Genomic DNA, 26,997 nt, shown 5'->3' on the forward strand with positions numbered 1-26,997 from the left:
CCCCCATGGCGATGGATTTCATCCGCATCCGCGGCGCGCGGACGCACAATCTCAAGAACATCGATCTCGATCTGCCGCGTGACAAGCTGATCGTGATCACCGGCCTGTCCGGCTCGGGCAAGTCGTCCCTGGCCTTCGACACCATCTACGCCGAAGGCCAGCGCCGCTACGTGGAATCGCTGTCGGCCTATGCCCGCCAGTTCCTCAGCGTGATGGAAAAGCCGGACCTGGACCACATCGAAGGGCTGTCCCCGGCCATTTCGATCGAACAGAAATCCACCTCGCACAACCCCCGCTCGACCGTCGGCACCATCACCGAGATCTACGATTACCTGCGCCTGCTGTATGCACGCGTGGGTACGCCGCGCTGCCCGGACCACGGGTACCCGCTGGAAGCGCAGACGGTGAGCCAGATGGTCGACCACGTGCTCACGCTGGATCCGGAACAGCGCTACATGCTGCTGGCCCCGGTGATCCGCGACCGCAAGGGCGAGCATGCCCAGGTGTTCGACCAGCTGCGCGCTCAGGGTTTCGTGCGCGTGCGCGTGGATGGCGTGCTGCATGAAATCGACGAGGTGCCGCCGCTGGCACTGCGCCAGAAGCACACCATCGAGGCGGTGATCGACCGTTTCCGCCCGCGCGATGACATCAAGCAGCGCCTGGCGGAGAGCTTCGAGACCGCGCTGAAACTCGGCGACGGCATGGCGTCGGTGCTGTCGCTGGACGCGGTGCAGAACGGCGCCGGTGAGGCCGCCCCCGTCCTGTTCTCCTCCAAGTACTCCTGCCCGGTCTGCGATTACTCGCTGCCGGAGCTGGAACCGCGCCTGTTCTCCTTCAATGCCCCGATGGGCGCCTGCCCCGGTTGCGACGGCCTGGGCATGGCCGAGTTCTTCGATCCGGCACGCGTGGTGGTGCATCCCGAGCTGCCGCTGTCGGCCGGCGCCGTGCGCGGCTGGGATCGCCGCAACGCCTATTATTTCCAGCTCATCGCCTCGCTGGCCAAGCATTACAAGTTCGATGTCGACGCCGCCTGGAACACGCTGCCGCCGGCGGTGCAGAAGGCGGTGCTGTATGGCAGTGGCGAGGAAAGCATCAGCTTCACCTACTTCACCGAGGCCGGTGGGCGCACGCAGCGCAAGCACCGCTTCGAGGGCATCATTCCCAACCTGGAACGGCGCTACAAGGAAACCGAGTCGGCCGCGGTGCAGGAAGAGCTCGGCAAGTACATCAGCGAGCAGAGCTGCCCGGAGTGCCACGGCGCGCGCCTGAACCGCGCCGCGCGCAACGTGTTTGTCGCCGACCGTCCGCTGCCGGACCTGGTGGTGATGCCGATCGACGATGCGCTGAAATTCTTCAACACGCTGAGCCTGCCGGGCTGGCGTGGCGAGATCGCGGCCAAGATCGTCAAGGAGATCGGCGAGCGCCTGGGCTTCCTGGTGGACGTGGGCCTGGATTACCTCACCCTGGAACGCAAGGCCGACACGCTGTCCGGCGGCGAGGCGCAGCGCATCCGCCTGGCCTCGCAGATCGGCGCGGGCCTGGTGGGTGTCATGTACGTGCTCGACGAGCCGTCCATCGGCCTGCACCAGCGCGACAACGAACGCCTGCTGGGCACCCTCACCCGCCTGCGCGACCTGGGCAACACGGTGATCGTGGTCGAGCATGACGAAGATGCGATCCGCCTGGCCGACTACGTCCTGGATATCGGCCCGGGCGCGGGCGTGCATGGCGGTGAGATCGTCGGCCAGGGCACCCTGCAGGACCTGCTCGATTCGCCGCGTTCGCTGACCGGGCAGTACCTGTCCGGCAAGCGCGCCATCGAGATCCCCTCGCGGCGGCACAAGCCCAATCCCAGGATGACGCTGCACCTGCGGGGCGCGAGCGGCAACAACCTCAAGGGCGTGGACCTGGCGATCCCGGCCGGCCTGATGACCTGCATCACCGGGGTATCCGGTTCGGGCAAGTCCACGCTGATCAACGATACGCTGTTCTCGCTGGCCGCCAACGAGATCAACGGCGCCTCGCACCAGATCGCGCCGTACAAGGAGATCGACGGGCTGGACCTGTTCGACAAGGTCGTGGACATCGACCAGTCGCCGATCGGCCGCACCCCGCGCTCCAATCCGGCCACCTATACCGGCCTGTTCACGCCCCTGCGCGAGCTATTCGCCCAGGTGCCTGAAGCGCGCGCGCGCGGCTATTCGCCGGGACGTTTCAGTTTCAACGTCCGTGGGGGACGCTGCGAAGCGTGCCAGGGCGATGGCCTGATCAAGGTGGAGATGCACTTCCTGCCGGACGTCTATGTGCCCTGCGACGTCTGCCATGGCAAGCGCTACAACCGCGAAACGCTGGAGATCCTTTACAAGGGACACACCATCAGCGATGTGTTGCAGATGACCGTGGAAGACGCGTTGAAGCTGTTCGAGCCGGTGCCCGGCATCGCGCGCAAGCTGGAAACGCTGGTGGATGTGGGCCTGAGCTACATCAAGCTCGGCCAGAGCGCGACCACGCTGTCCGGTGGCGAGGCGCAGCGCGTGAAGCTGTCCAAGGAACTGTCCCGGCGCGATACCGGACGCACGCTGTACATCCTCGACGAGCCGACCACCGGCCTTCACTTCCACGACATCGAGGCGCTGCTCGGCGTGCTGCACAAGCTGCGCGACGAGGGCAACACGGTGGTGGTGATCGAGCACAACCTGGATGTGATCAAGACCGCGGACTGGATCGTTGACCTGGGGCCCGAGGGCGGTCACCGCGGTGGCACCATCCTGGTTACCGGTACGCCGGAAGACGTGGCCGCCTGCCCGGATTCCTACACCGGCCAGTTCCTGGCCAAGATGCTGCCCTCCACCAGCGCGCGTCCGGACAAGCCGGCGGCGATGGCCAACAAGCCCGATGCCCGCCCACCGCGCAAGGCCAAGCCGGAACCGAAGAAGAAGGCCGCCGCGGCCAAGAGCACCGGCACCGCCAGCAAGACCACGGCCACACGCAAGAAGAAGGACGCCTGATGAGCAACGAGCACAAGATCCTCGCCCGCATTCCGATCAGCGTGCGCTGGCGCGACATGGACAGCATGGGGCACGTCAACAACGCCAAGTACATTTCCTACCTGGAAGAAGCGCGCGTGCGCTGGATGCTGGGCGTGGAAGGCGTTTCGATGACCGACCGCATCGCGCCGGTGGTGGCCGCCACCAACGTCAACTACCGCATGCCGCTGGTGTGGCCCAACGACATCCTGGTGGAGCTGTTCGTGGAGCGGCTGGGCAACAGCAGCGTGACCATCGGCCACCGCATCGTGGACCAGAAGGACGAGCGCACGCTGTATTCCGATGGCAACGTGGTGGTGGTGTGGATGGACACCCAGACCGGCCGCAGCGCGCCGCTGCCCGACGCGATCCGCAGCGCCTCCGTCTGACCCGCCCGGCGTGACGCCGACGACGCGTCGGCGTTGATGGATTCGATCGGCTGCCGCGTGCCGGGGGGACCCGGCACGAACCATTCAGGGGGCCGTGGTCCGCGCCTGCAGCACGCCCCGCACCTCGCTGCCGCCGTCCAGCTCGAACACCACCGGCACCTGCTGCCCGTCCTTCAGCGTCGCCGCGCCCATCAGCATCAGGTGCATGCCGGTCGGCTGCAGGGTCGCGGTGGCCCCGGCGGCCAGCCGCAGTTCCGGCAGGGGCCGCATCTTGCTGACACCGTCCTCCACCACGGTTTCATGCAGCGTCACATGGCCGAACGCAGGGCTGCTGGCGGCCACGATCGTGACGGCCCGTGCGCAGCCGTTGTGGATGTGCCCGTAACCGGCCGTCATCCGCATCGGCGAGGGCGCGGGCAGCACCCGGACCCAGCCCCCGGTCACCTTCACGCAGCTCAGCACCGGACCGGCCGCCCAGGCCGCCGGTGCGGCAGCGAGCGCGAGCACCACAGACAGTACGCCAACGAATGGTTTGGTTATCATCGACCCGTTCCTTCCCGGCAAGAGACTGCAGCATGACCACGCTCATCGAGGTGTACAACCACGGCCCCATCCGCGAGCTGCGGCTGGCAAGGCCACCGGTCAACGCACTCGATACCGAGCTGTGCCGCCAGCTGATCCATGCACTGGACCAGGCCGTGGCCGAAGAGGCCCACGGTGTGGTGCTGTCCGGCAGCGAGCGCATCTTCACCGGGGGCATGGACGTGCCCCACCTGCTTTCGCATGGGCAGGACAAGCGTGCCCTGATGGACAGCTGGAACGCGTTTTTCGGGGCGGTGCGCGCCGTGGCCGAGAGCCGCATCCCGGTGGTCGCCGCACTGACCGGGCATGCCCCGGCCGGCGGCTGCGTGCTGGCGCTGTGCTGCGATTACCGGGTGATGGCGCGCAGCGTGGATCCGGCGCGCCCGTATGCCATCGGCCTCAATGAAGTACAGGTCGGGCTGGTGGCGCCGGAGGGCATCCAGCGCCTGCTCCGCCGCGTGGTAGGCACGCACCGTGCCGGTGTGCTGCTCACCACCGGTGCGTTGGTGCCGGCCGAACAGGCGCTGCAGATCGGGCTGGTGGACGAGCTGGCCGACGGTGCGGACGTGGTGGCGCGCGCCATCGCCTGGCTGCAGGGACTGCTGGCCATGCCCCGCCAGCCCATGCTGCTGACCCGTGCCGTTGCCCGGGAAGACCTGCACCAGGCCCTGCATCCGGACATGATCCAGCTCGATCGCTTCGTGGACGCGTGGTACGCGCAGGACACCCAGCAGGCCCTGCAGGTGCTGGCGGCACGGATCGGCAAGGGCCCCTGAGGCCCGCGCACGCTGCACCCGGCCGCCCTGGCGGCGGACGCTATAATCAGGCCCTGTTCCGACACCCGGCCGTCCCCTTGAACGACACGCACGAACCCGTCGTCTCCGAACTCATCGACCTGCTCACCCTCGAGCGGCTGGAAGACAACCTGTTCCGCGGCCAGAGCCGCGACATCGGCACCAAGTACGTGTTCGGCGGACAGGTGCTGGGGCAGGCGCTCGCCGCCGCGCAGGCCACGGTGGACAACGGCCGCCACGTGCATTCGCTGCATGCCTATTTCCTGCGTGCCGGCAACATCGACCATCCCATCGTGTACGACGTCGACCGCACCCGCGACGGCGGCAGTTTCTCGGTGCGCCGGGTCACCGCGATCCAGCACGGCAAGGTCATCTTCTTCTGCGCGGCCTCGTTCCAGCAGGAAGAAACCGGTGCCGAGCACCAGCACAAGATGCCCGAAGTGCCGCAGCCGGAAGACATCGAACCCAATGCGCCGCTGCCCCGGGAGGCGCTTGAGCGGCTGCCGATCAAGGTGCAGCGCTGGCTCTCGCGTGGCGGTCCGTTCGAGTTCCGCCATGTCTATCCGCGCGATGAGCTGCGCCCGCCCAAGCGGCCGCCCTACCACCAGGTCTGGTTCCGCCTCACCGAGCCGGTGGGCGATGCGCCGGAGCTGCACCAGGCGCTGCTGGCCTACGCCTCGGACTTCCATCTGCTGGGCACCGCCACCTTCCCGCACGGCATCAGCTACTACCAGCCGCACGTGCAGATGGCCTCGCTGGACCATGCCATCTGGTTCCACCGGCCGTTCCGCGCCGACGACTGGCTGCTCTACTCCTTGGACAGCCCCAGCGCACAGGATTCGCGCGGACTGGCACGTGGCCAGTTCTTTGATCGTCATGGCCGGTTGGTGGCCAGCACCGCGCAGGAAGGCCTGATCCGCGTGGTCCCTGACAGCGCCGCCGCAGCCGCCGTGCCGGCCAAGGAATGAGGACGAACGCATGAGACAGATCTTCAGCAGCCAGCGCGTTGAAACCGTGGAGGGCGTGGCCGAGCTGCTGCGCCGCCACGAGATCGAGGTGCGGGTCACCGATGGCCGCACGTACCACTCGCGGCGCAGCGGGCAGTTCAGTTACATGGACCAGCCCAGGAACGTCCGACCGCCCACGGTGTGGGTGGTGCGGGCCGACGACCAGCCGCGTGCGCGCGAGATCCTGCGTGACGCGCGCCTGCTTGATACCACCCGGCGCGACCACCCCACGGCGACGTTCGCCTTCAGCGAGCCCGCCGAAGCGAAGACCGGGCGTGGCTGGGCGTGGCGCATCCGCATCGCGCTGCTGGTGGTGATCGGCGGCATCGCACTGTTCATCGGCCTGGGCCACAGGGGGGCGGGCACCGCGACGAAACCGGCGCCCTCGCCCCAGGTCCAGCCCGCCGCGCCCGCGCCCGCGCCGGCTGCGGAAGACGACCCCAGCCGCGTACGCATCCAGCCCGCCGCCCCGCAGCGCTGAGGCGCTGCGGGCACCGGTCCGCGCCGGTGCCGGCCCATCGCCGGTCACATCCGCCGGCGCTGCGCGTCATGGGAGACAATCCCCCGCAGGAGCGCTGCCATGACCGTCCTCGCCGCACGTATCGATGAGACCCTGCACCGCGAGCTCGCCGCCGCAGTGGACGGCTGCCAGCACGCGTACGGGCGGATCGTGCAGGCCTGCCAGAACACGGTCACCGCCATTGCCCTGGCCATCACCCGCGATCTGCAGGCCAGCGAGGACATCGCGCAGGAGGCCTTCGTGAGGGCATGGCAGCAGCTGGCGCAGCTGCGCAATCCGAGCAGCTTCATGCCCTGGCTGCGACAGATCACCCGCAATCTCGCGCGCGACTGGCTGCGTACGCAGCGTGGCCGCCCGCTGACCGGCGCAGCGGCCGAACTGGCCATCGGCATGGCGGCCGACCCCGCGCCCGCCGCCGCCGAACGCCTGCAGCGCGTGGAAGAGGAAGTGGCCGCCGCGGAGATCATCTCAGCCCTGCCCGAAGACAGCCGCGAAGTCCTGCTGCTGTATTACCGCGAAGGCCAGCGTTCGCAGCAGGTGGCCGACCTGCTGGGGCTCAGCGATGCCGCGGTACGCAAGCGGCTGTCGCGTGCCCGGGCCATCGTGCGTGATGCGCTGCTGCAACGCTTCGGTGAGTTCGCGCGCAGCAGTGCACCCAGCGCTGCGTTCGCGGTGACCGTGGCCTCGATGGCGATGATGGCTGCGCCCGCGTCGGCCAGCGCGGCGATCCTGCTGGGCTCGACCGTCGGCGTGGGCGGGACCAAGCTGGGCCTGGGCGGTGCCAGCGCCTCGGCGGGCACCGCGCTGGGCTCGCTGACCGCGGCGGCGGGCCAGCATCCGCTGCTCGCCTCGCAGATCGACCTGGGCATGATCCTGGCCGCCGCGCTCGGCGGCTCGCTCGGCAGTTATCTGGGCGGGCGTTACCTGATGTCCTTCGCCGCATCGCCGGCCGAGCGGGGCGTCATCCGCCGCTTCGTGCACGTCAATACGTCCACTGCCATGGCGGTGTGCGCGGGCATGCTGCTGCTGACCGTCCTGGACGCGCCGAGATGGCTGCAGCTGCTGGCTTTCAGCACAGGCATGGGCCTTGTGTGCTGGCAGTGCCTGGTGCCTTTGCAGCGGATCATGCAGCCGCTGGTCGCGCGCGACGCGGCCCGCCGCGGGCGCACGGGCAGGAACTGGCGCTACGAAACCCTGTACGGCCGCACCGGCATGCTGGTCGCGTTCGTGGGGATGCTCGCCGCCGTACTGTGGGTCTCGCGGTGATCGGCAGGACGAAGAACGGCGCCTCACGGCGCCGCTCGTTTCATGCTCCACCCGTGCGTCCGATCAGCGCGGGCGCGGAGCCGCAGGCCGCGGGCCGTGCATCGGTCCCTTGGCCGCATCGAACTCGGCCTTGCTGAGCTGGCCGTCCTTGTTCGCATCGGCGGCACTGAACCAGGCATCGCGCTGCTGGCTGCGGCGCAGTTCGTGGTCGGCCTTGTCCAGGTAGCCATCCTTGTTGAGGTCCATCGCATCGAAACGCGCGGCGAGTCGCGTGTCGGCCTTGGCTTCCTCGCGGCTCACGCGGCCGTCCTTGTTGGTGTCGAGCCTGGCCATGCCATCGCCACGCCCAGGCCCATGGCCACGATGGCCACGGTGCTCGCCGCTCGGGCGTTCTTCGCGCGAGAGGCGGCCATCCTTGTAGGCATCAAGCTGGTCGAAGCGCGCGGCGAGCCGGGGCGAGGCCGCCGCTTCCTGGCGGTCGATCATGCCGTCGCCGTTGGTGTCCAGCGCGGCCGGACGGGGCTTGGCAGGTACAGGCGCGTCGGCGGCCAGCGCGATGCCGGTTGCAGAGGTGCCCAGCAGCAGGGCAAGCAGGAGGGGGGTGCGCAGGGTCATCGGGTCACTCCAGGGAAAAGGGGTCGGGTGCACAGGTCACCCTTGCTGGAGAACAACGCCTGGCCAGGGCGCGGGTTGACACCGGCACCGGCCGCGTTAAGCGGGCGGACAGTCGCGGCGCCTGCGACAGGCAGCGGCTATGCTTCCTGCATGGCAATCCACGGCAACCAAAACGAAGACCTGCGGCTGTTCCAGACCGGCGAACATCCCTGCGGGTACTGGCCCGAGCGGACCGCGCGCGACCTGGTGCTGGATCCGCACGACCGTCGGCTGGGGGGACTGTACCCCATGGCACTGGGCTGGGGCTTCCGCCGCAGCGGCGATCTGGTCTACCGCCCACATTGCGCGCACTGCCAGGCCTGTGTCGCCGTGCGCATTCCGGTGGCACGCTTCGCCGCCGACCGCAGCCAGCGTCGGTGCGCCGCACGCAATGCGGACCTGGAAGTACGGATCACGGCGGCCACCGCGCGCGAGGACCTGTTCGCGCTGTACCAGCGCTACCTTCGCCATCGCCATGCCAATGGCGGCATGGATACCCACGGCCCGCACGAATTCGAACAGTTCCTGATCGGCAGCTGGTCGCGGACGCGCTTCCTCGAGATCCGGCTGCCGCCGCCGCAGGGCGGGCCGGGCGAACTGGTCGGCGTGGCGGTCACCGACAAGACCGACCACGGCCTGTCCGCGGTCTACACCTTCTTCGACCCGGCGCACGCCGCGCGCAGCCTGGGGACCTTCGCCATCCTGCAGCAGGTCGCCTGGGCGCGGCGCGAGGGGCTGGACCACGTCTACCTGGGCTACTGGATCCGCGATCACCGGAAGATGGATTACAAGCGCCGCTTCCGTCCGCTGGAAGCCTACGACGGGCGCCGCTGGCACGACTTCGACGAGCAGACCGCCGGGCGCTGACAGACCACTGACACGGGCGCCGGTGCACAATAGCGCCATGAAACCGTCCTTCCGAACCCCTGCCCTGCTCGCTGCGCTGGCGCTGCTGTGTGGCGCCTGTGCACAGACGCCCCAGCGGACCGCTGCGATGCCCGCCTCCCCCCCGTCCACGCTGCGCCTGGCCACTTACAACACCTCCCTGTACGCAGACCAGACCGGCGGTGTCATCGCCGAACTGGAAGGCGACAGCGCCCATGCGCGCAAGATCGCCGCCGTTCTGCAGCAGGTGCGCCCGGACATCGTGCTGCTCAACGAGTTCGACTACGACGACGCGCACCGCGCCGCTGATCTGTTCCAGCAGCGGTACCTGCAGGTCGCCCAGCCGGGCGGCGGCGAGCCGCTGCACTATGCCTATCGCTACCTGGCGCCGGTCAATACCGGCGTGCCCAGTGGGCTGGACCTGGACGGCAACGGTGTGGTCGGCGGCGAGGGCCGCAGCCGCGGCAACGATGCCTGGGGCTACGGCCTGCACCCGGGCCAGTACGGCATGCTGGTGCTGTCGCGGTATCCGATCGACACCGCACAGGTGCGGACCTTCCAGCACCTGAAGTGGAGCACGCTGCCCGGCGCCCTGCGTCCGGTGGTGCCCGCCACCGGAAAATCCTTCTACACCGACGCGGTGTGGGCGCAGCTGCGGCTGTCCTCCAAGTCCCATTGGGACGTTCCGGTGCAGACCCCGGCGGGGGTCGTGCATGTGCTGGCCTCGCATCCCACGCCGCCGGTGTTCGACGGCCCGGAGAAGCGCAACGCCGCGCGCAACCACGACGAGCTCAGGCTGTGGCAGGAGTACCTGGCCGGTGACGGGAAACCGTGGCTGTGTGATGACCAGAAGCGCTGTGGCGGACTGGCAGCGGATGCTAAGTTCGTGATCGTGGGGGACCTCAACAACGACCCGGCCGACGGCGACGGGCGGCATGAGGCCATCACCGGGCTGCTGGAGCACCCGCGCGTGCTGCGCTACCCCACGCCTCGCAGCGTCGGCGCCGAGCAGACCAGCCTGGCCTACGCGGCCAAGGGCATCACGCGGCGCGGTGCGCCGTTCCATGCCACCGGCGATTTCGGGCCGAAGTCCGGCACCCTGCGGCTGGATTACGTGCTGCCCTCCACCGGGTTGGAGTACATCCGCAGCGGCGTGTTCTGGCCTGCCGCCGGTACACCCGCCGCCGCCATCGCCGACGGCAGCGACCACCACCTTGTGTGGGTCGACGTCAGATAGAAACGGCACGGGGGGCAGGTCGTGGAAGCGCCTGCGGCCTGCCCTCCCCGGTTCGCTTTTCTGCTTCAGTCGTGGAGGGTGACACCGATGGCTGCGGCGGCCTCACGCGCGATGGCGCGGGCGGCGTCGACCGTGTCCGCGCGTGCCAGGGTGACGCCGACACGCCGCTGGCCGTGCACGCTGGGTTTGCCGAACAGGCGCACGCTGGTGTCCGGGGCCTGCAATGCCGCCGCCACATCGGTGAACAGCGGCACGCCTTCGCCCTGCGCCAGCAGCGCGCAGGAGGCGCTCGACCCGCTCTGGCGGATCACCGGCACCGGCAGCCCGAGGATGGCGCGCGCGTGCAGCGCGAACTGGCTCAGCTCCTGCGAGGCCAACGTCACCAGGCCGGTGTCGTGCGGCCGTGGCGATACCTCACTGAACCACACCTCGTCGCCCTTCACGAACAGCTCCACGCCGAACAGGCCCCAGCCACCGAGATCATCGGTGACCGCGCGGGCGATGGCCTCGGCGCGCGCCAGCGCCACCGATGACATCGGCTGCGGCTGCCAGCTCTCGCGGTAATCTCCATCGCGCTGCAGGTGCCCGATCGGCGCGCAGAAGGACGTGCCCCCCGCATGGCGCACGGTGAGCAGGGTGATCTCGTACTCGAAGTCGATGAAGCCCTCGACGATGCAGCGCCCTGCCCCGGCGCGGCCGCCGGTCTGCGCATGGTCCCAGGCCGGCGCGATGTCCGCTGCACTGCGCAGCGTGCTCTGCCCCTTGCCCGAAGACGACATGACCGGCTTCACCACGCACGGCAGGCCGATCGCCGCCACCGCAGCCAGGTAGTCCGCTTCGGTGTCCACGAAACGGTACGGCGAGGTCGGCAGCCCGAGCGTCTCGGCAGCAAGGCGGCGGATGCCTTCCCGGTCCATCGTGAGCCGCGCCGCACGCGCGGTCGGCACCACGCGCAGGCCCTGTTCCTGTTCCAGCTGCACCAGGGTTTCGGTATGGATGGCCTCGATCTCCGGCACCACCAGATGCGGCTTCTCCGAGGCGATCAGCGCGCGCAGTGCCATGGGGTCGAGCATGTCGAGCACATGCGCCCGATGAGCGACCTGCATGGCCGGTGCATCCGCATAGCGGTCAGCCGCGATCACCTCCACGCCCAGCCGCTGCAGCTCGATGGCCACCTCCTTGCCGAGTTCGCCGGACCCGAGCAGCAGCACACGGGTGGCGGAAGAGGACAGCGGGGTACCGAGCTTGGACATGGGAATTCCGGCAGGAGAACGGGAGGCGGATCGGCATTCTAGCCGCTCGTGCGGCGACGCTCCCGGACAATACCGCTTGTATTCTGATATCACTTTGATATCTTTCCTCCAAATCCTCAAGGACGTGCCGCCATGAAAGAAAAAGCGATTTCCTCCCTCAACGGCCTCACGGCCATTGCCGGGGCCGTGCTCGCCCTCCTCGGCGGCACGGCGTTGTTCGTGGTAGGGGCGGTGGCCAAGAGCCAGACCGGCGCCCCGAACGTGGTCCTGCTGCTGGCCGGGCTGCTGGTCATCGCGCTTACGGTGTTCGCCCTGGCCGGCCTGTATACCGTGCAGCCCAACCAGGCGGCGGTGCTGAGCCTGTTCGGTAAATACGTGGGCACCGTCAAGGACAACGGCCTGCGTTGGAACAACCCGTTTTTCGCCAAGCGCCGGGTGAGCCAGCGCGTGCGCAATTTCGAGAGCGGCAAGCTGAAGGTCAACGAGCTTGACGGCAGCCCGATCGAGATCGCCGCGGTGATCGTCTGGCAGGTGGTGGATGCCTCCGAAGCGGTCTACAACGTGGACGACTACGAGAGCTTCGTGGCCATCCAGTCCGAATCCGCATTGCGCGCGATGGCCACCAGCTACCCTTATGACCAGCACGAGGACGGGCAACTGGCGCTGCGCAGCCATGCCAGCGAGATCTCCCAGCACCTGAAGAACGAACTTGCCGAGCGCCTGGCCGACGCGGGCGTGCAGATCATCGACGCGCGCATCAGCCACCTGGCCTACGCCGCCGAAATCGCACAGGCCATGCTGCAGCGCCAGCAGGCCAACGCGGTGATCGCCGCGCGCACGCGCATCGTGGCCGGTGCTGTGGGCATGGTGGAAATGGCGCTGGCCGAACTGCAGAAGAACGGCGTGGTGCAGCTGGATGAGGAGCGCAAGGCCCACATGGTCAGCAACCTGCTCACAGTGCTGTGTTCGGACCGCGGCACCCAGCCGGTGGTGAACACCGGCTCGCTGTACTGATCCGATGGCCTGGGCGCCGTGCGGCCGCTTGCCGTCGGCGCCCAGGCCATCGCGGGAGATTTCATGAGCGAGAAGAAAGCCTATCCATTGCGCATCAACGCCGAGGTCCTGGCCGCCGCGCAGCGCTGGGCCGACGACGAGCTGCGCAGCCTCAATGCCCAGATTGAATATGCGCTGCGTGATGCCCTGCGCCGCGCCGGACGGTTGCCCAGACCCACGCCCCCCGAGGAGGAAGCCCCATGACCACGCACCGGCGTACCCACGGCCGCGGCAGCGATCCGCGCCGGTTTGAAGTGATCGACGGCACGCCGCTGGGCGTGCTGTGGGTGGTGCTGCCGATGCTCGGCGCGATCGCGCTGGTGCTGGTTGCGCAGCAGGACAGCGCACCGGCGCGCTGGGCGGGCGTGGCCTGGGCCTCGCCCCAGGCGGCGAGTCTCTGGTCGGTGGCGGTACTCTGCGTGATGGCGGCCGCGCTCGGAGCGGCTTTCTTCCGGCGCCGCGTCACCTTCGACGGCCATGTGCTGGACGTGCGCTCGACCCTGTTCCGTCGACGCGTGCCGGTAGCCGACATGCAGTTGGAGCAGGCCGGGGTGATGGTTGTCAAACGCCATCCGTGCCTTGCGCTGAAGCGCCGGCGTCTCGGGTACAGCGTGCCGGGTTTCCACTCCGGTCACTACGTGTTGAACGATGGCCGCAAGGGATTCGCGCTGCTGACCGACCGCCAGCGTGCGCTGGTGATCCCGCTCAAGGACGGCTCGGTGGTGATGCTGAGCATGGCCGAGCCGAAGGCCTTGTTGGCGGCGCTGCGCACGGCCGCCGCGGCGGGGTGACCGGTGGCGGTGCGCTAAGCTGCATGCATGGACCGCTCACCTGCCCTGTTGCTCAACACCCCGGCCATTGAACTGTGGCCGGCACGCCTGCTGCGCGCGCGCAGCAACGCCGATGCCCGTCTGCTGGCCCGCGCCCGGTGGGTGCTGCGGCGCAAGGGCGATGGCCGCTATCTCGCCGCGGTCCTTTGCACCGGCGTGCATTCGATGGTGACCCACCTCCCGGGCGAACCCGGTGCGCAGGTCGCTCTGGACGCGCTCGTTGCGCTGCCACAGCGCGGCGGACGATCCCCCCTGGAAGACGTCGATCTGCCGGTGGATGGACTGCACGCGCGGTTGCAGCGGCTGGGGCTGGACGCGGACAGCTACGCCCGGGCCAGCCACCTGGTGCTGGAAGCCGAACCGGCGCTGCTGCACCCGGCAGGGCGTGATCGCTTCGGACGGCCTGTCTGGCTGCGCCGCGCCGCCGCGCAGGCGTGGCAGCGCATGCGCGTGACCGCGCAGCGCGAGGGCATCGCCCTTGATGCCATCTCCGGCTACCGCAGCCACGATTACCAGCTTGGCATTTTCCAGCGCAAGCTCGCCCGCGGGCAGACGGTGCAGGAGATTCTCACCGTGAACGCCGCGCCGGGATTCAGCGAACATCACACGGGGCTTGCGCTGGATATCGGCACGCCCGGTGATCCCCCGGCCGAGGAACGTTTCGAGCAGACCGGCGCCTTCGCGTGGCTGCAGGATAATGCCGGTGCGCACGGCTTCCGGCTGAGTTATCCGCGCGACAATCCGCACGGCATCGTCTACGAGCCCTGGCATTGGCGCTGGCATGCCGGCGGCTGAGCCAGCGCCGGCCCGGCGACGCCGCCCGGCGTGCAGGGTTCAACGCCGCAGCGCGTTGATCGCCACCAGGGCCCAGCCCAGCATCAACGCCATGCCGCCATACGGGGCCAGCCGCGTAGGCCAGTGCCACAGGGCGTGACCGGCCAGGCTGCCGGCGAACAGCAACGTGCCGAGCAGCAGCAGGCCCATGGCCAGCCGCCCCAGGGCGCCCTGCGCGCGTGGCGCAAGCGCCGCCAGCACCGCACCGTGCGCGAAGGCGTACAGCGCCGCCATGTTCAGGTGCTGCTGCGCCAGCGCATCACTGACCCCGTGTGATGCGTAGGCGGACAGGCCGATGGCGGTACCTGCCAGCAATGCGCCCAGACTGGCCACCAGCGAGGGGCGGCGGGCGCGGCGATCCGGTGCGAACATGCGAACTCCTGCTTCTGCGTGGGTAAAAAAAAACGCGCCGCAGTGAGCGGCGCGTTTTCGTGTTCAGTCCTGCATCCAGCGTCCGGGCTTACTTGACGGCCCAGTAGATGTCGTAGGTACCTTCCTGGGTGAAGGACTTCTCCAGTCCACCATTCCAGCTTTCGTACGGACGGTCGACCACTTCGTTGCCGGAGGTCACGGCCCACGCACGCAGCGCGTTGCGGGCAATATCCAGGCCTGCCATGTGGCCGACGTAGGTCGCATGCGCCGAACGGTGCGGGGCCACGCGGACATACTTCACCGGGGCATCGCCATCGATCTTCACCGACAGTTCGCCAGCGGCCGGAGCCGCCGCGTCAGCCGCGGCCGGAGCCGCAGCACCGGCCGCCGGAGCTGCCGGGGCTGCCGCCTTCTTCTTCACCGGCTGGGCGATATCGAAGGCGTACTTCTCGGCACCGAAATCGGTGGTGATGATGCGGAACGGACCGGCGGCCTGGAGGTTGTTGGCATCCATCACGCGCTGGATCCACTCACGGTTGTCCTTGATGGACTTGGTGATGGTGGCTTCGCCGCGGTCGACGTTGCCGGCGGTGACCACCAGCAGGTCTTCGACCGGCACGTCGATCACCGCCAGATCGGCCAGCGGTGCTTCGGCCTGGCGGTAGTCCACGTTCGGCACGGTGGCCAGCATGTTGGCCATGCGCGACAGACCCAGCTTCAGGTCGTCGCCGATGTGGCGGCTGACGTACAGGCCAGCGTAACGACCGAACAGGTCGAAGCCGTACTTGACGCTGTAATCCTGGGTGATCTTGACGTTGCGGCCGCCCTTGCCGGTCGGCTCCAGGGTGAACGTAGTGACCTTGTCGTGGCCCTTGGTGTCATCCTCGATGGCAATCGCCACACGCTTGTTTTCTTCGGCCTCGGTGATCTTCCAGGAGCCATTGCCCACCGCGGAGGTGTAAGCCAGCGTGGCGCCCTCGCCTGCGGCCGGGCCGGACAACTCCAGCTTGGCAGCGGGGTCACGCAGCAACAGCGGATTCCAGTCCTTGAAGCGACGCAGGCTGCTGACCGTGTCGTACACGATCGTCATCTTGCGGTTGGTCTCGATGCTCTCGGAGACTTGGCGTTCGCCCGGCAGGACCACACCGATGATGACGAACAGGCCAGCCACGATCCCCAAGGCGATCAGGAACTCGATAATACGGGTCATTCAGGAGTCTCCGAGGCCGATCCCACGGCCGGGTTGATAAAGCGAAGCGAAGCGCCAATCCTAGCAGGCTTCACCGTCGTTGTTGATGTGCACAGGTGCACCGGTTTCCGTAATGGTGCGATGGAACGTGACGCGGGGTGCGGCAGCGTAACGCATCACGGCGCGCTCCAGTAGCACGCCGCCCTGCGGCGCTCCCGCATGTTGATTGCAGGTGATTGTAATTTAACGAATTTTCTAGACAAGTTGCAGCTCGAACGCCTTCAACACCGCGCGCGTGCGGTCACGCACGCCGAGTTTGGAGAGAATGTTGGAGACGTGGTTCTTGATGGTGCCTTCGGCCACGCCCAGCGAGTTGGCGATCTCCTTGTTGGAAAATCCACTGGCCATCAGCCGCAGGATCTCTGTTTCACGGTCGGTCAGCGGGTCCGGCCGATCCAGGCTCACGAACTCGTTGCGCATGTGTTCCAGGCCCGACAGCAGCCGCTGCGTGACCGCCGGCTGCACCAGCGACCCCCCGCCGGCCACGGCACGGATGGCCCCCACCAGCTGTTCAAGGGTGACGTCCTTGAGCAGGTAGCCCTTGGCACCGGCCTTCAACCCGGCCAGCACCAGCTGGTCGTCGTCGAAGGTGGTCAGGATGATCGTCGGCGGCAGCTGCCCGGCGCGCGAGAGCATCTGCAGCGCCTCCAGGCCCGACATGGCCGGCATGCGCATATCCATCAGCACCACGTCCGGGTTCACCTGCGGGATCAGCTCGACAGCCTGTCGGCCATCCCCCGCCTCGGCGATGACCTCGATCCCGTCGTCGAGCGCCAGCAGCGAGCGGATACCCTGCCGCACAAGGGTTTGGTCATCGACCAGGCACACGCGGATCATCAACGTACTCCTTCAGGGGCGGTGCTCAATGCAATCGCCGGCACACCGGGAACCGAGGCGCGCAGGCAGAAGCCTTCGCCACGGCGTGTCTGGATCTGCAGGTCGCCCCCGCATTGTTGCAGTCGTTCACGCATTCCGCGCAAGCCGTTGCCCACCAGCAGGGCTTCGGCGCCCACGCCATCGTCGCGTGCTTCCAGCACCACCCCGCCCGCTTCACTGCGTGCGGTGATCCACAGGTTGCGCGCGGCGGCGTGGCGGATGGCATTGGTGATGATTTCCTGGGTGCAGCGCAGCAGCACGTGGGCCCCTTCAGGGTCCTCGACATTCAGGGGGCTGCTCACATCCAGATGGATGTCCAGCGAAGGCACCTGCTCGGCCAGCGGACGCAGCGCGGCAGCCAGGTCGATGGCCCCGCTGCCACGCAGCTGGCTGACGGCCTCGCGCACGTCGGTCAGCAGCAGCCGGGCCAGCGTATGCGCCTGGTGCACGTGCTCCTGCGCGCGGCCTTCGGTGATGTGGCCGGCCACTTCCAGGTTCAGGCTCAGCGCGGTCAGGTGGTGCCCGAGCAGGTCGTGCAGTTCGCGGGAAATACGGGTGCGTTCATTCACGCGCGCACTTTCGGCCAGCAGCACCCGGGTGGCGCGCAGTTCGGTATTGAGCTGGCGCTGCTCTTCGCGCGCGTCGGTCTGCTGGCGGGCCACCAGGCTGGTCACGAAGATGAACATCGAAAAGCCCCCGTACAACAGCGACTGCATGACTGCTTCAAACAGCGGAAAGGGCAGGAACAGGTAGTACACCGGCGCCACCGCGAGCTGGCTCACCATCAGCCACACCACGCCATACCGCGCCGGAAGCATCCAGGGAATCACCCCGGCGGCCACCATCATCAGGATGCTGCCCAGCCCGGAGCCGCTGAAGAAACTCACGCCCAGCGCGCAGGCGGTGAGCACCACCAGCATCGCCCGGTCCAGCGCACTGGCGTGCCCCCCGCTGCGCAGGTCGCGGGTCAGCCAGAAATAAGCGGCACCGAAGGCCAGGTAGGCGATGAAGGACAGCAGCCCCCAGCGCAGGGCCGACGGCTCGCCAGCGGCGAGCAGCACGAGCGGCAGCCCGACCATGACCCAGGTAAACAGGCCGGCCAGGCGGAGCACGCGGGTATGGCTGAGGACTTCCAACATCCCTGCATAGTAGGCTGAACCGGCCCCGCGTCACTCCCACTTAAGTCATGCACCCTGAAGCCCTCGACGCCGAAGTCATGCCGGCGCGCCCCCGGCAGCGGCGGCCCATGCAATAATCAAACCCGAGGGCCCCTCGCCGGACCCGACCGCGTTACCCCACGGAGTCACAATGTCGATTGTCATCCGCGACGTGCGCGAGCATGAGCTCGATTCCGTCCTGGCCTTGAACAACAATGCCGGCCTGGCGATCCTGCCGCTGGACGCCCATCGCCTGCGCCTGTTCCACGAGACCGCCGAATATTTCCGCGTCGCCGAGCGCGACGGCAACCTGGCCGGGTTCCTGATTGGTTTCGGCAGCGGGAGCAGCCACGACAGCAGCAATTTCGCCTGGTTCAAACAACATCTGGGCAGTCCCTTTTTCTATATCGATCGCATCGTGGTGGCCAGCCGCCGCCGTGGTGGCGGCGTCGGTCGTGCGTTCTACGCCGATGCCCAGAGTTATGCCGAGCTGCGTTATCCGCACATGACCTGCGAGGTTTTCCAGGACCATGGCGCGGACGCGGCGCTGCTGTTCCACGGCAGTTTCGGATTCCGCGAAGTCGGCCAGAACACCATGCCGCACGTGGACGTGCGCGCCAGCATGCTGACCAAGGATCTGTGCAGCCATGCGTGGGTGCAGGAGACCTACGGCGGCAAGCTTCCTGACGTGGCCTGGGCGCGCGGCCGCAGCCTGCCGTCGCAGGTCCATCGGTCGACGGGTACTTGAGGGTGGCAGTGAACATGGATTACGAACAGGCCGGTGAACTGAAGATCGGCCAGGTAGGTATCGCGAACCTGCGCATCCGCACGATGGACGTCGAGCGCCTGGTCCAGGAAATGCGCGAGCGCGTGACCCGCGCCCCGAAACTGTTCGGGCGTGCAGCGGTCATCCTCGATTTTGGCGGCCTCAGCCGCACCCCTGACGTGGCGAGCGCGCAGGCGCTGCTGGATGGCTTGCGTGGCGCCGGCGTGCTGCCGGTGGCGCTGGCCTACGGCACCACCGAGACCGACCTGCTTTCCCAGCAGCTGGGCCTGCCGCTGCTGGCGAAGTTCCGCGCCCAGTACGAACGCGCCGACGCCCACGAAAACCACGCTCCGCCGCCGCGGGAAAACCGCCGTCCGGCCGCCGCGCCGGCGCCGGCCACCGTGGCTGCCCCCGCTCCGGCCGCTGCCGCGGCAGCGGCAGCACCGAAACCGGGTCGCATGCAGTTGAGCAACGTGCGTTCGGGCCAGCAGCTTTACGCGGAAAACTGCGACCTGACGGTCATGGCGACCGTCGGGGCCGGGGCGGAAGTCATCGCCGACGGCAGCATCCATATCTATGGCACCCTGCGTGGGCGTGCGCTCGCCGGGGCCCAGGGCAATACCGCGGCGCGTATTTTCTGCCGCGAGTTCCATGCGGAACTGGTGGCCATCGCCGGCCATTACAAAGTACTGGATGATGTACCCGCCCACCTGCGCGGCAAGGCCGTGCAGGTATGGCTGGAACAGGACCAGATAAACATCGCTGCGCTTGATTGATGCAGCTCCAACCAGAACAAGAGCAGGAGAAGTCCTTTGGCTGAAATCATCGTAGTCACCTCCGGCAAGGGCGGCGTGGGCAAGACCACTACCAGCGCAAGCCTGGCCTGCGGCCTGGCGCGTCGTGGCAAGAAGGTGGCGGTGATCGACTTCGACGTCGGCCTGCGCAACCTCGACCTCATCATGGGCTGCGAGCGCCGCGTGGTGTACGACTTCGTCAACGTCGTGCACGGCGAAGCCACCCTCAAGCAGGCCCTGATCAAGGACAAGCGCTTCGACAACCTGTACGTGCTCGCCGCCTCGCAGACGCGGGACAAGGATGCCCTGACCCAGGAAGGCGTCGGCAAGGTGCTGGCCGACCTGTCCAAGGAAGGCTTCGAGTACGTGATCTGCGATTCGCCGGCCGGCATCGAGAAGGGCGCGTTCCTGGCCATGTACTTCGCCGACCGCGCTGTCGTGGTGGTGAATCCGGAAGTGTCCTCGGTGCGCGATTCGGACCGCATCATCGGTCTGCTGGACTCGAAGACCAAGAAGGCCGAAGACGGCCAGCCGGTGCCGGCGTTCCTGCTGCTGACCCGCTACACGCCGGTGCGCGTGGAATCGGGCGAGATGCTGAGCATCACCGACGTGGAAGAAGTGCTGGGCCTGAAGGCCATTGGTGTGATCCCCGAATCCGGTGACGTGCTCAATGCCTCCAACAAGGGCGAGCCGGTCATCCTGGATGGGGAATCAGCCGCTGGCCAGGCCTATGACGATGCCGTCGCGCGCATCATGGGCGAAGACCGCCCGATGCGCTTCACGTCCGTGGAGAAGAAGGGCTTCTTCAGCAAGCTGTTCGGAGCGTAAGCATGGGCCTGTTCGATTTCCTGAAGACGAAAAAGACCACTGCCGAGACCGCGAAGAATCGCCTGCAGATCATCATCGCGCAGGAGCGCAGCCACCGCGGCGGGCCGGATTATCTGCCGCTGCTGCAGCGTGAACTGCTGGAAGTGATCAAGAAGTACGTCAACATCGACGCCGAGGCGGTGAAGGTGGATCTGGTCAAGGATGGCCAGCATGACGTGCTGGATATTTCGGTGGCGCTGCCTGAAGGGCCTGAAAAGTCCTGACGGTTGTCCGCTGGCCACTGGGGGCACATACGGCGAACGGCTGGGCCCCTCCGTGGTGGGTGCTGGGTTCTGGGTTACTGGGTTCGGGCCGGGCGGTGAGGCGGGGTGGGGGACGGCAAGAGCCGCACCTGCGGGCCGCGCTTCGCGCCCTCCATGGCGCTCAACGCCCCCACCCCGCCCCACCGCCCGGCCTTGGGACAGTTCCGCGTCAACCACGGTAGAGAAATAAAAAAGCAGAAGCAGGCGCAGCGTTCCGTTCGCTGACCCGGCACACCCGCACTGAACCCTCATGACCGAGACTCCCCCCGAACCCATCGTCACCCGCGTAGGGCAGATCGCCTTCGACGATGCGGCGCGCCTGCTCGGCACCCATGGGCTGGTCCTGCACCACGTCGCCGACGGTGCGCCGATCCCCGGCAGTTACTGGGGCGAGCCCGAGGCAGGCATCATCGCCAGCAACGTCTATGTGCGCGATGACACGCCCGTGCATTCGATGCTGCACGAAGCCTGCCATCTGATCGTGCTGCCGCCGGAGCGGCGTGCGCAGGTGCACACCGATGCCACCGATTCGGTGCCCGAAGAAGATGCCACCTGCTACCTGCAGATCGTGCTCGCCGGCCAACTGCCCGGCGTCGGCAGCGCGCGCCTGATGGCGGACATGGATGCCTGGGGCTATACGTATCGTCTGGGCTCCACCCAGGCGTGGTTCGAACAGGACGCCGAAGACGCACGCGCGTGGCTGATTGAACGGGGTCTGCTGGACGGCTGAGCTGTACGTCAGGGCCTGGCCCGCCCGTCCTGGCCACCCTGCACCACGCCTCAGCCAGCAACAACGACTAGCCTGCCAGCGCCCGCAGAGTGATGCCCACGATGTACGCCAGGTAGGTTCCGGTGGCATAACCCATCGTGCCCAGCAGCACGCCCACCGGCGCCAGCGCAGGATGGAACGCCGCGGCCACCACCGGCGCCGATGCAGGGCCGCCGATGTTGCTCTGCGAGCCGATGGCGAAGTAGAAGAACGGCACCCGCAACACCTTCGCCAGCAGCCACAGCAGCACGATGTGCACCGCGATCCAGATCAGGCCGAGCGCGAACAGCCACGGCCGCTCCAGCAGCGCGAGCAGGTCCATCTGCATGCCGATGCAGGCGATCAGGAAATACAGCAGCAGCGAGCCCACGCGTGAAGCCCCCACCCCTTCCAGCGTGCGCGCGCGGGTGAAGCTCAGCGCCAGCCCCAGGGTGGTGGACAGCACCACCACCCACACGAACGGCGCATCCAGGCTGAACTGCGACGCCCACGCCACGTGAATCTTGAACCAGGCCGCCAGCGGCGCGCCGATGGCATGGGCCAGGCCCACGCCGCCGAAGGCCACTGCCACGATCAGCATCAGGTCGGTCAGCGTCGGCACGCGCTCATGCTCGGCCTGGAAGCGCATCACGCGTGCCTTGAGTGCATCGATGGCCGAGGTATCGGCCCCGCTGCGCGCATCGATCGCCGCCGAGCGACCGGCCAGGAAGATCAGCACCGCCATCCACACATACCCCACGCCCACGTCGACCACGGCGAACTGGCCGAAGGTGGTCGCATCGACGTCGAACACTTCACGCATGGCCAGCATGTTCGCGCCGCCGCCGATCCAGCTGCCGGCCAGCGCGGCCATGCCGGCCCAGGTGTCGCCCGCCACCGTTGCCGGATGCAGCGCGCGCATCACCAGGAACGCCACCACGGCCCCGACCATGATGCTTGCCGAGGCCGCCAGGTACATCACCACCAGCTTCGGGCCCAGGCGCAGGATGCCTCGGATGTCCACTGCCAGGGTGAGCAGCACCAGTGCCGCCGGCAGCAGGATGTCGCGCGCCACCGGGTTGTAGAGCGCCGTGTCCTGACCGTCGATCAGCCCGACCGTGTTGTAGATGCCGGGAATCAGGTAACACAGCAGCAGCGCCGGTACGAAGGTGTAGAAACGCTTCCACGGACCCCGCTCGCGCGCGGCGGTCCAGAACACGGCGCCCAGCGTGGCGGCGATCAGTCCGAAGACCACGATGTCATTCTGGATCAGGGCGGTCGACGGCATGCAGGGGTTCCGGTTGCGGAAGAGATGGCACGAAAAAGCGCCGCCCCGGGGGGCGGCGCTCTGGTCCGGCTTACTGGCCGATGTGCTGCTTCAACCAGCCGTTGACCGTATCGTGCCACTGCACGCTGTTGGCCGGCTTGAGCACCCAGTGGTTTTCGTCCGGGAAGTACAGGAACTTCGATTCGATGCCCTGGCGCTGCGCCGCCGTGAACGCGGCCAGCCCCTGCTCCACCGGGATGCGGTAATCCAGCTGCCCGTGGATGATCAGGATCGGCTTCTTCCACTGCGCCACGTGGTTGACCGGATTGAACTTCTCGTAGTTCTCTGCCTTTTCGTAGGGCGTGCCGCCCTGCTCCCATTCGGTGAACCACAGCTCCTCGGTGGCATACCCCATCATGCGCTGGTCGAACACACCATCGTGGTTGACCAGGCACTTGAACGGGCCGTTCCAGTTGCCGGCGATCCAGTTGACCATGAACCCGCCGTAGCTGGCACCCAGCGCGCAGGCCTTGTCACCGTTGAGGAAATCGTACTTCTTCAGCGCCGCGCTCCAGCCCTTCTGCAGGTCTTCCAGCGGGCGGTCGCCCCAGTGCTGGCTGATCGCATCGGTGAAGGCCTGGCCATAGCCGGTGGAGCCGTGGAAGTCGATCATCACCACCGCGTAGCCCTGGCCGGCATAGGTCTGCGGATTCCAGCGGTAGCTCCAGCCATTGCCGAAGCTGCCTTGCGGTCCGCCATGGATCAGGAACGCGACCGGGTACGACTTGCCCTGCTCATAGTTGTGCGGCTTGACGACATAACCGTGCACGGTTTCGTTGTTCCAGCCCTTGAACTCGAACTGCTCGTACTCGCCGAAGCTCACGTCCTTGAGCACCTCACCCGCCGCCGGGGTGAGCGCGCGCAGTTCGCCCAGCGCCTCGCCCGCCGCAGGCAGCATGCCGACCAGCACCTGGTCGTTGCTCTTCAGGCTGTTGCGGGTGATCGCCACGCTGCTGCCGGCCACGTCCACGCCGGTCACGCTGCCCTCGCCCACCAGCCTGCGCACCTTGCCGCTGGCCACGTCCACGGCGAACAGCGGGTGCTCGCCCATGTCATCGGCCGTGGTGTAGATCGTGGCGCCGTCGGCGGAGAGCACGATGCCACCGGCCGAGCGGTCCCAGTCGGCGGCGATCTCGCGCGTCGCGCCGCTGCCCAGGTCCATCGCCATCAGGCCGAAGCGGTCCGCTTCGAACCCCGGGCGCTTCATCGCACGGTAGAACAGCGTCTTGCCGTCGGCACTGAAGACCGGGCCGGCATCCCACGCGGGATTGGCGGCGGTCAGGTTCACCGGCGCCTGCCTGCCGCTGGCGTCGAACCGGTACAGATCGAAGTTGGTCGACCACGGCTCGCCGCGGCCGGCCACACGGATGCTGGCCACCACGCTCTGGCCATCGGGCGACCAGGCGAAATCATCGTTGCCGCCGAACGGCTTGGACGGCGCATCACCGGCCAGGGTCGCGCTCAGCGCGGAGGCGCCCTTGACCGCGCCCGCCTTGCCCGTCGGCAGCGGTGCCACGAACAGCGTATTGCGGCGGCCATCGTTCCAGGTGTCCCAATGGCGCACGAACATCGAATCGAAGACCTGCCCGCTCGCCTTGGCGTCCTTGGCGGTGGCGAGCTTCTTTTCGGTGCAGGCCAGGTCCGAGCCGCAGTCCTGGTAGACGCCGGCGCTGAACAGCACGCGGTCGTCCTGCGGGGACACGTGGTAGCTGTCCACGTCCACCGGGAAATCGGTCAGCTGGCGCGGCGCGGCACCGTCCAGCGGCTGTGCGTACAGCTGCTGGCTGCCATTCTTCGCGCTGAGGAAATAAACGGTGCGGCCATCAGCGGACAGCGAGGCCGAATTGACGTTCCAGCCGGCCGGGGTGAGCTGCCTGGGCGGTGCCGCATCGCGGGTCCGCAGGTTGCGCATGAACAGTGCGGAGCTGGCCTTCTGCGCGCTGTCGACGCTGCGCTTAGCGAACACCACGGTGCCGCCATCGGCGGTGAGCACCGGTGCCGACACCCGGTCCATGGCGATCATGTCGCGGACATCGAGGCCGCGGGCGGCGGCCACGGTGGGCAGCGCCGCGAGCAGGCTCAGCGGCAACAGGGCATGGCGCAGTTTCATCGGGTTCTCCGCAGGACGGCAAAACGTCGATGGTAGGCGCCTGCAGGCGCCGCTGCCTAGCCCATCGGTCATGGGCGCACGCCACACGGGCGGGTGCCGGCGCCGCGGGCACCGCCAGGCGATGCCCTGCGGCGCCCGCAGCGGTCAGCCTGCGCTGGCCTTCCTGCCGGTGCGGTAGATCAGCAGCCCCACCAGGAACAGGACGGCCAGGCCGATCCACTGCGCGCCGGGCAGCGCGAACGGCACCGCCAGCACGTCGGCACGCCCACTGACCACGATCGGGATCGCGATCGCGATGCCCATCAGGGCTTCGCCGGTGATCAGGCCGGCGGCGAACAGCACGCCCGGCTTGTGCACCCGGTCGCGGCCTTCTTCGTCCTCGGCACGCACCTTGTGGAAACGCTCCACCAGATGCGCGATGAGGCCACCGAGGAAGATCGGCACCATCAGTTCAAGCGGCAGGTAGATGCCGATCGCCGCGGCCAGCACCGGCACGCGGAAGCGCTTGCCGGTCTTCTTCAGCCATTCGTCGAGGGCGATGATCACCGCACCCACGCCGGCCCCCATCAGGATGAAATTCCACGGAAGTTCGCCGCCGAACAGGCCGCGTGCGACAGAGGCCATCAGGTTGGCCTGGGGTGCCGCCAGCGCGTTGGGGTGCTCCGGCGTGGGTGCCCCGATGCCGTAGGCGGTGGCAAGCAGGTTCAGCACCGGTGCCATGATCAGCGCGCAGGAGAACGCGCCGATGCCCAGCATCAGCTGCTGCTTCCAGGGCGTGGCGCCGACGATGTAGCCGGCCTTAAGATCCTGCAGGTTGTCTCCGCCCACGGCCGCGGCGCAGCAAACCACCGCGCCGATCATGATCGCGGCCACCGCCCCGAGCGGCGCGCCGAAGGCACCGACCGGCTGCAGCCCGTCCTTGCCCAGCAGCAGCACCAGCACGCCGGAGGCGAACAGGATGGTGGAGATGGTGATGCCCGAAACCGGGTTGTTGGACGAACCGATCAGGCCGGCCAGGTAAGCCGAGACCGAAACGAACAGGAAGCCGGCGACGATCATGATGATCGTCATCGGAATGGACACGTGCCACTGGCCGACGATCGCCTGGTACAGCGCCAGCAGCGGCAGCGTGAACACCACCAGGGCGACCAGCATCCACTTCATCGGCAGGTCGCGCTCGGTTTCGGCCACGGCCGGTCCCGTGCTCTTGCGTGCGGCGGCGAAGCCGCTCCTGACCCCGTTGAGCAGCGAGTTGCGCAGCGAGAACAGCGTCCAGATGCCGCCGATCAGCATGGCGCCCACGCCGAGGTAGCGCATTTTCGCGCCCCAGATGGCGAAGGCGGCATCGGCCGAGGAGGCGGTGGCGATCGAGGCGGCCAGGGCCGGATCGGTCTGCAGGAAGAATGCCTGGTACAGCGGGATGGCGATATGCCAGGTCAGGATCGAACCGGAGACCACCACGATGCCGACGTTGAGGCCGACGATGTAGCCCACGCCCAGCAACGCCGGCGACAGGTTGGTGCCGATGAAGGCGGTGATGCGCGAGCTGCCCAGGTAGGCCGAGGTGGCCCATGCATCGGGAATCAAGCGCATGCCGCTGGCGGCGGCCACCTTGACCACCGCGCCGATCACCGCCGAGACAGCGAGGATCTTCAGCCCCGGGCCCGGATTCTCGCCGGCCTTGAGCACTTCGGCAGCGGCCTTGCCTTCGGGGAACGGCAGCGGATCTTCGACGATCATCGAACGCCGCAGCGGCACCGAGAACAGCACGCCCAACAGGCCGCCCAGTCCGGCGATGCCAAGCACCCACCAGTACTTGAAGTCCGGCCAGTACCCCATGATGACCAGCGCCGGGATGGTGAAGATCACACCGGCGGCGATCGACGAGCCGGCCGAGGCGCCGGTCTGCACGATGTTGTTTTCCAGGATGGAGCCACCGCCCAGCAGGCGCAGCACCCCCATGGAAATGACCGCGGCGGGAATGGCGGTGGCGATGGTCAGGCCTGCGAACAGGCCAAGGTAGGCGTTGGCAGCCGACAGCACCACGGCCAGCACGATGGCAAGCACCACCGCGCGGAAGGTGAGCTGCCTGGGTGCAGCGTGGTTGTTCATTGGAGCCCCTGGAACGGAAAAAATCC

The 26,997-nt window shown here is 67.8% G+C and carries 27 protein-coding genes; 17 read left to right on the forward strand and 10 right to left on the reverse strand.

The features are described from left to right. Positions 1 to 5 precede the first annotated feature (5 nt). On the forward strand, positions 6 to 3,008 hold the full coding sequence (gene uvrA, locus FHY09_RS05505) for an excinuclease ABC subunit UvrA (protein ID WP_166924978.1): 3,003 nt from the start codon (positions 6 to 8) through the stop codon (positions 3,006 to 3,008). Then, complete coding sequence (locus FHY09_RS05510; protein ID WP_166924980.1) at positions 3,008 to 3,415, forward strand: acyl-CoA thioesterase; 408 nt, start codon at positions 3,008 to 3,010, stop codon at positions 3,413 to 3,415. The genes uvrA and FHY09_RS05510 overlap by 1 nt, the downstream gene beginning before the upstream one ends. Positions 3,416 to 3,499: 84 nt before the next feature. Here FHY09_RS05510 and FHY09_RS05515 read toward each other — a convergent pair whose 3' ends face one another. Then, entirely contained in the window at positions 3,500 to 3,958 is a 459-nt protein-coding gene (locus FHY09_RS05515; RefSeq protein WP_166924982.1) for a copper chaperone PCu(A)C, read from the reverse strand. Positions 3,959 to 3,990: 32 nt separating this feature from the next. On the opposite strand from FHY09_RS05515, the gene FHY09_RS05520 reads away from it, so the two are divergent. The 4 genes from FHY09_RS05520 to FHY09_RS05535 all read left to right on the forward strand — a co-directional run bounded on the left by FHY09_RS05520 (position 3,991) and on the right by FHY09_RS05535 (position 7,584). Further along, positions 3,991 to 4,773, forward strand: coding sequence for an enoyl-CoA hydratase/isomerase family protein (locus FHY09_RS05520; protein WP_166924984.1), 783 nt, complete (start codon positions 3,991 to 3,993; stop codon positions 4,771 to 4,773). Between the two features lie 77 nt (positions 4,774 to 4,850). After that, a complete protein-coding gene (tesB, locus tag FHY09_RS05525; RefSeq protein ID WP_166924985.1) occupies positions 4,851 to 5,759 on the forward strand; it encodes an acyl-CoA thioesterase II in 909 nt (302 codons plus the stop codon). Between the two features lie 10 nt (positions 5,760 to 5,769). Further along, a complete protein-coding gene (locus tag FHY09_RS05530) occupies positions 5,770 to 6,279 on the forward strand; it encodes a DUF2007 domain-containing protein (protein ID WP_166924986.1) in 510 nt (169 codons plus the stop codon). 99 nt (positions 6,280 to 6,378) lie between these two features. After that, positions 6,379 to 7,584: a sigma-70 family RNA polymerase sigma factor gene (locus tag FHY09_RS05535; RefSeq protein WP_166924987.1), complete on the forward strand. Its 1,206-nt coding sequence runs from the start codon at positions 6,379 to 6,381 to the stop codon at positions 7,582 to 7,584. 63 nt (positions 7,585 to 7,647) lie between these two features. Here the strand turns inward: FHY09_RS05535 and FHY09_RS05540 are convergent, their stop codons facing one another. Next, positions 7,648 to 8,199 carry an EF-hand domain-containing protein gene (locus FHY09_RS05540; RefSeq protein WP_166924988.1) on the reverse strand — a complete coding sequence of 184 codons (552 nt, stop codon included), beginning with the start codon at positions 8,197 to 8,199 and terminating at the stop codon, positions 7,648 to 7,650. 150 nt (positions 8,200 to 8,349) lie between these two features. Between FHY09_RS05540 and FHY09_RS05545 the strand changes: the two genes are divergently transcribed. After that, a complete protein-coding gene (locus FHY09_RS05545) occupies positions 8,350 to 9,105 on the forward strand; it encodes an arginyltransferase (RefSeq protein ID WP_166924989.1) in 756 nt (251 codons plus the stop codon). Positions 9,106 to 9,142: 37 nt separating this feature from the next. Next, the gene (locus FHY09_RS05550; RefSeq protein ID WP_166924990.1) at positions 9,143 to 10,360 is read left to right on the forward strand and encodes an endonuclease/exonuclease/phosphatase family protein; all 1,218 of its coding nucleotides are present in this window, start codon (positions 9,143 to 9,145) and stop codon (positions 10,358 to 10,360) included. Between the two features lie 65 nt (positions 10,361 to 10,425). Here FHY09_RS05550 and purT read toward each other — a convergent pair whose 3' ends face one another. After that, positions 10,426 to 11,613 carry a formate-dependent phosphoribosylglycinamide formyltransferase gene (gene purT / locus FHY09_RS05555; RefSeq protein WP_166924991.1) on the reverse strand — a complete coding sequence of 396 codons (1,188 nt, stop codon included), beginning with the start codon at positions 11,611 to 11,613 and terminating at the stop codon, positions 10,426 to 10,428. Between the two features lie 132 nt (positions 11,614 to 11,745). On the opposite strand from purT, the gene FHY09_RS05560 reads away from it, so the two are divergent. The 4 genes from FHY09_RS05560 (at position 11,746) to FHY09_RS05575 (ending at position 14,291) form a co-directional block, all read left to right on the forward strand. Continuing rightward, on the forward strand, positions 11,746 to 12,627 hold the full coding sequence (locus FHY09_RS05560) for an SPFH domain-containing protein (protein WP_166924992.1): 882 nt from the start codon (positions 11,746 to 11,748) through the stop codon (positions 12,625 to 12,627). Positions 12,628 to 12,690: 63 nt separating this feature from the next. Beyond that, positions 12,691 to 12,870: an Arc family DNA binding domain-containing protein gene (locus FHY09_RS05565; RefSeq protein ID WP_166924994.1), complete on the forward strand. Its 180-nt coding sequence runs from the start codon at positions 12,691 to 12,693 to the stop codon at positions 12,868 to 12,870. Then, entirely contained in the window at positions 12,867 to 13,457 is a 591-nt protein-coding gene (locus tag FHY09_RS05570; RefSeq protein WP_166924996.1) for a hypothetical protein, read from the forward strand. Before FHY09_RS05565 ends, FHY09_RS05570 begins: the two co-directional genes overlap by 4 nt. A gap of 27 nt (positions 13,458 to 13,484) precedes the next feature. Beyond that, positions 13,485 to 14,291, forward strand: a complete 807-nt coding sequence (locus tag FHY09_RS05575) for a M15 family metallopeptidase (RefSeq protein WP_166924997.1) — start codon at positions 13,485 to 13,487, stop codon at positions 14,289 to 14,291. 39 nt (positions 14,292 to 14,330) lie between these two features. On the opposite strand, the gene FHY09_RS05580 is transcribed toward FHY09_RS05575, so the two are convergent. From FHY09_RS05580 to FHY09_RS05595, 4 genes are all read right to left on the reverse strand, one after another. Continuing rightward, positions 14,331 to 14,702: a DUF423 domain-containing protein gene (locus FHY09_RS05580; protein ID WP_166924998.1), complete on the reverse strand. Its 372-nt coding sequence runs from the start codon at positions 14,700 to 14,702 to the stop codon at positions 14,331 to 14,333. Between the two features lie 88 nt (positions 14,703 to 14,790). Beyond that, entirely contained in the window at positions 14,791 to 15,912 is a 1,122-nt protein-coding gene (locus FHY09_RS05585) for a polyketide cyclase (RefSeq protein ID WP_166924999.1), read from the reverse strand. Between the two features lie 234 nt (positions 15,913 to 16,146). After that, positions 16,147 to 16,788: a response regulator transcription factor gene (locus FHY09_RS05590; protein WP_166925000.1), complete on the reverse strand. Its 642-nt coding sequence runs from the start codon at positions 16,786 to 16,788 to the stop codon at positions 16,147 to 16,149. After that, positions 16,788 to 17,966: a sensor histidine kinase gene (locus tag FHY09_RS05595; protein WP_166925001.1), complete on the reverse strand. Its 1,179-nt coding sequence runs from the start codon at positions 17,964 to 17,966 to the stop codon at positions 16,788 to 16,790. Before FHY09_RS05595 ends, FHY09_RS05590 begins: the two co-directional genes overlap by 1 nt. Before the next feature lie 169 nt (positions 17,967 to 18,135). Here FHY09_RS05595 and FHY09_RS05600 point away from each other — a divergent pair, with 169 nt between their 5' ends. From FHY09_RS05600 to FHY09_RS05620, 5 genes are all read left to right on the forward strand, one after another. Continuing rightward, positions 18,136 to 18,732, forward strand: a complete 597-nt coding sequence (locus tag FHY09_RS05600) for a GNAT family N-acetyltransferase (RefSeq protein ID WP_166925002.1) — start codon at positions 18,136 to 18,138, stop codon at positions 18,730 to 18,732. Positions 18,733 to 18,746: 14 nt separating this feature from the next. Then, complete coding sequence (minC, locus tag FHY09_RS05605; protein WP_166925524.1) at positions 18,747 to 19,526, forward strand: septum site-determining protein MinC; 780 nt, start codon at positions 18,747 to 18,749, stop codon at positions 19,524 to 19,526. 36 nt (positions 19,527 to 19,562) lie between these two features. Beyond that, positions 19,563 to 20,372: a septum site-determining protein MinD gene (gene minD, locus FHY09_RS05610; RefSeq protein ID WP_166925003.1), complete on the forward strand. Its 810-nt coding sequence runs from the start codon at positions 19,563 to 19,565 to the stop codon at positions 20,370 to 20,372. Positions 20,373 to 20,374: 2 nt separating this feature from the next. Further along, complete coding sequence (minE, locus tag FHY09_RS05615) at positions 20,375 to 20,635, forward strand: cell division topological specificity factor MinE (protein ID WP_166925004.1); 261 nt, start codon at positions 20,375 to 20,377, stop codon at positions 20,633 to 20,635. A 289-nt stretch (positions 20,636 to 20,924) separates the two neighbouring features. Further along, positions 20,925 to 21,404, forward strand: a complete 480-nt coding sequence (locus FHY09_RS05620) for a hypothetical protein (protein WP_166925005.1) — start codon at positions 20,925 to 20,927, stop codon at positions 21,402 to 21,404. Between the two features lie 67 nt (positions 21,405 to 21,471). On the opposite strand, the gene FHY09_RS05625 is transcribed toward FHY09_RS05620, so the two are convergent. From FHY09_RS05625 to FHY09_RS05635, 3 genes are all read right to left on the reverse strand, one after another. Next, entirely contained in the window at positions 21,472 to 22,710 is a 1,239-nt protein-coding gene (locus FHY09_RS05625) for a DUF819 family protein (RefSeq protein ID WP_166925007.1), read from the reverse strand. Positions 22,711 to 22,780: 70 nt separating this feature from the next. Then, the gene (locus tag FHY09_RS05630) at positions 22,781 to 24,859 is read right to left on the reverse strand and encodes an alpha/beta hydrolase family protein (RefSeq protein WP_166925009.1); all 2,079 of its coding nucleotides are present in this window, start codon (positions 24,857 to 24,859) and stop codon (positions 22,781 to 22,783) included. A 144-nt stretch (positions 24,860 to 25,003) separates the two neighbouring features. Further along, positions 25,004 to 26,971: an OPT family oligopeptide transporter gene (locus FHY09_RS05635; RefSeq protein WP_166925011.1), complete on the reverse strand. Its 1,968-nt coding sequence runs from the start codon at positions 26,969 to 26,971 to the stop codon at positions 25,004 to 25,006. Positions 26,972 to 26,997 lie beyond the last annotated feature (26 nt).

It is taken from the genome of Xanthomonas sp. 60 (assembly GCF_011761925.1).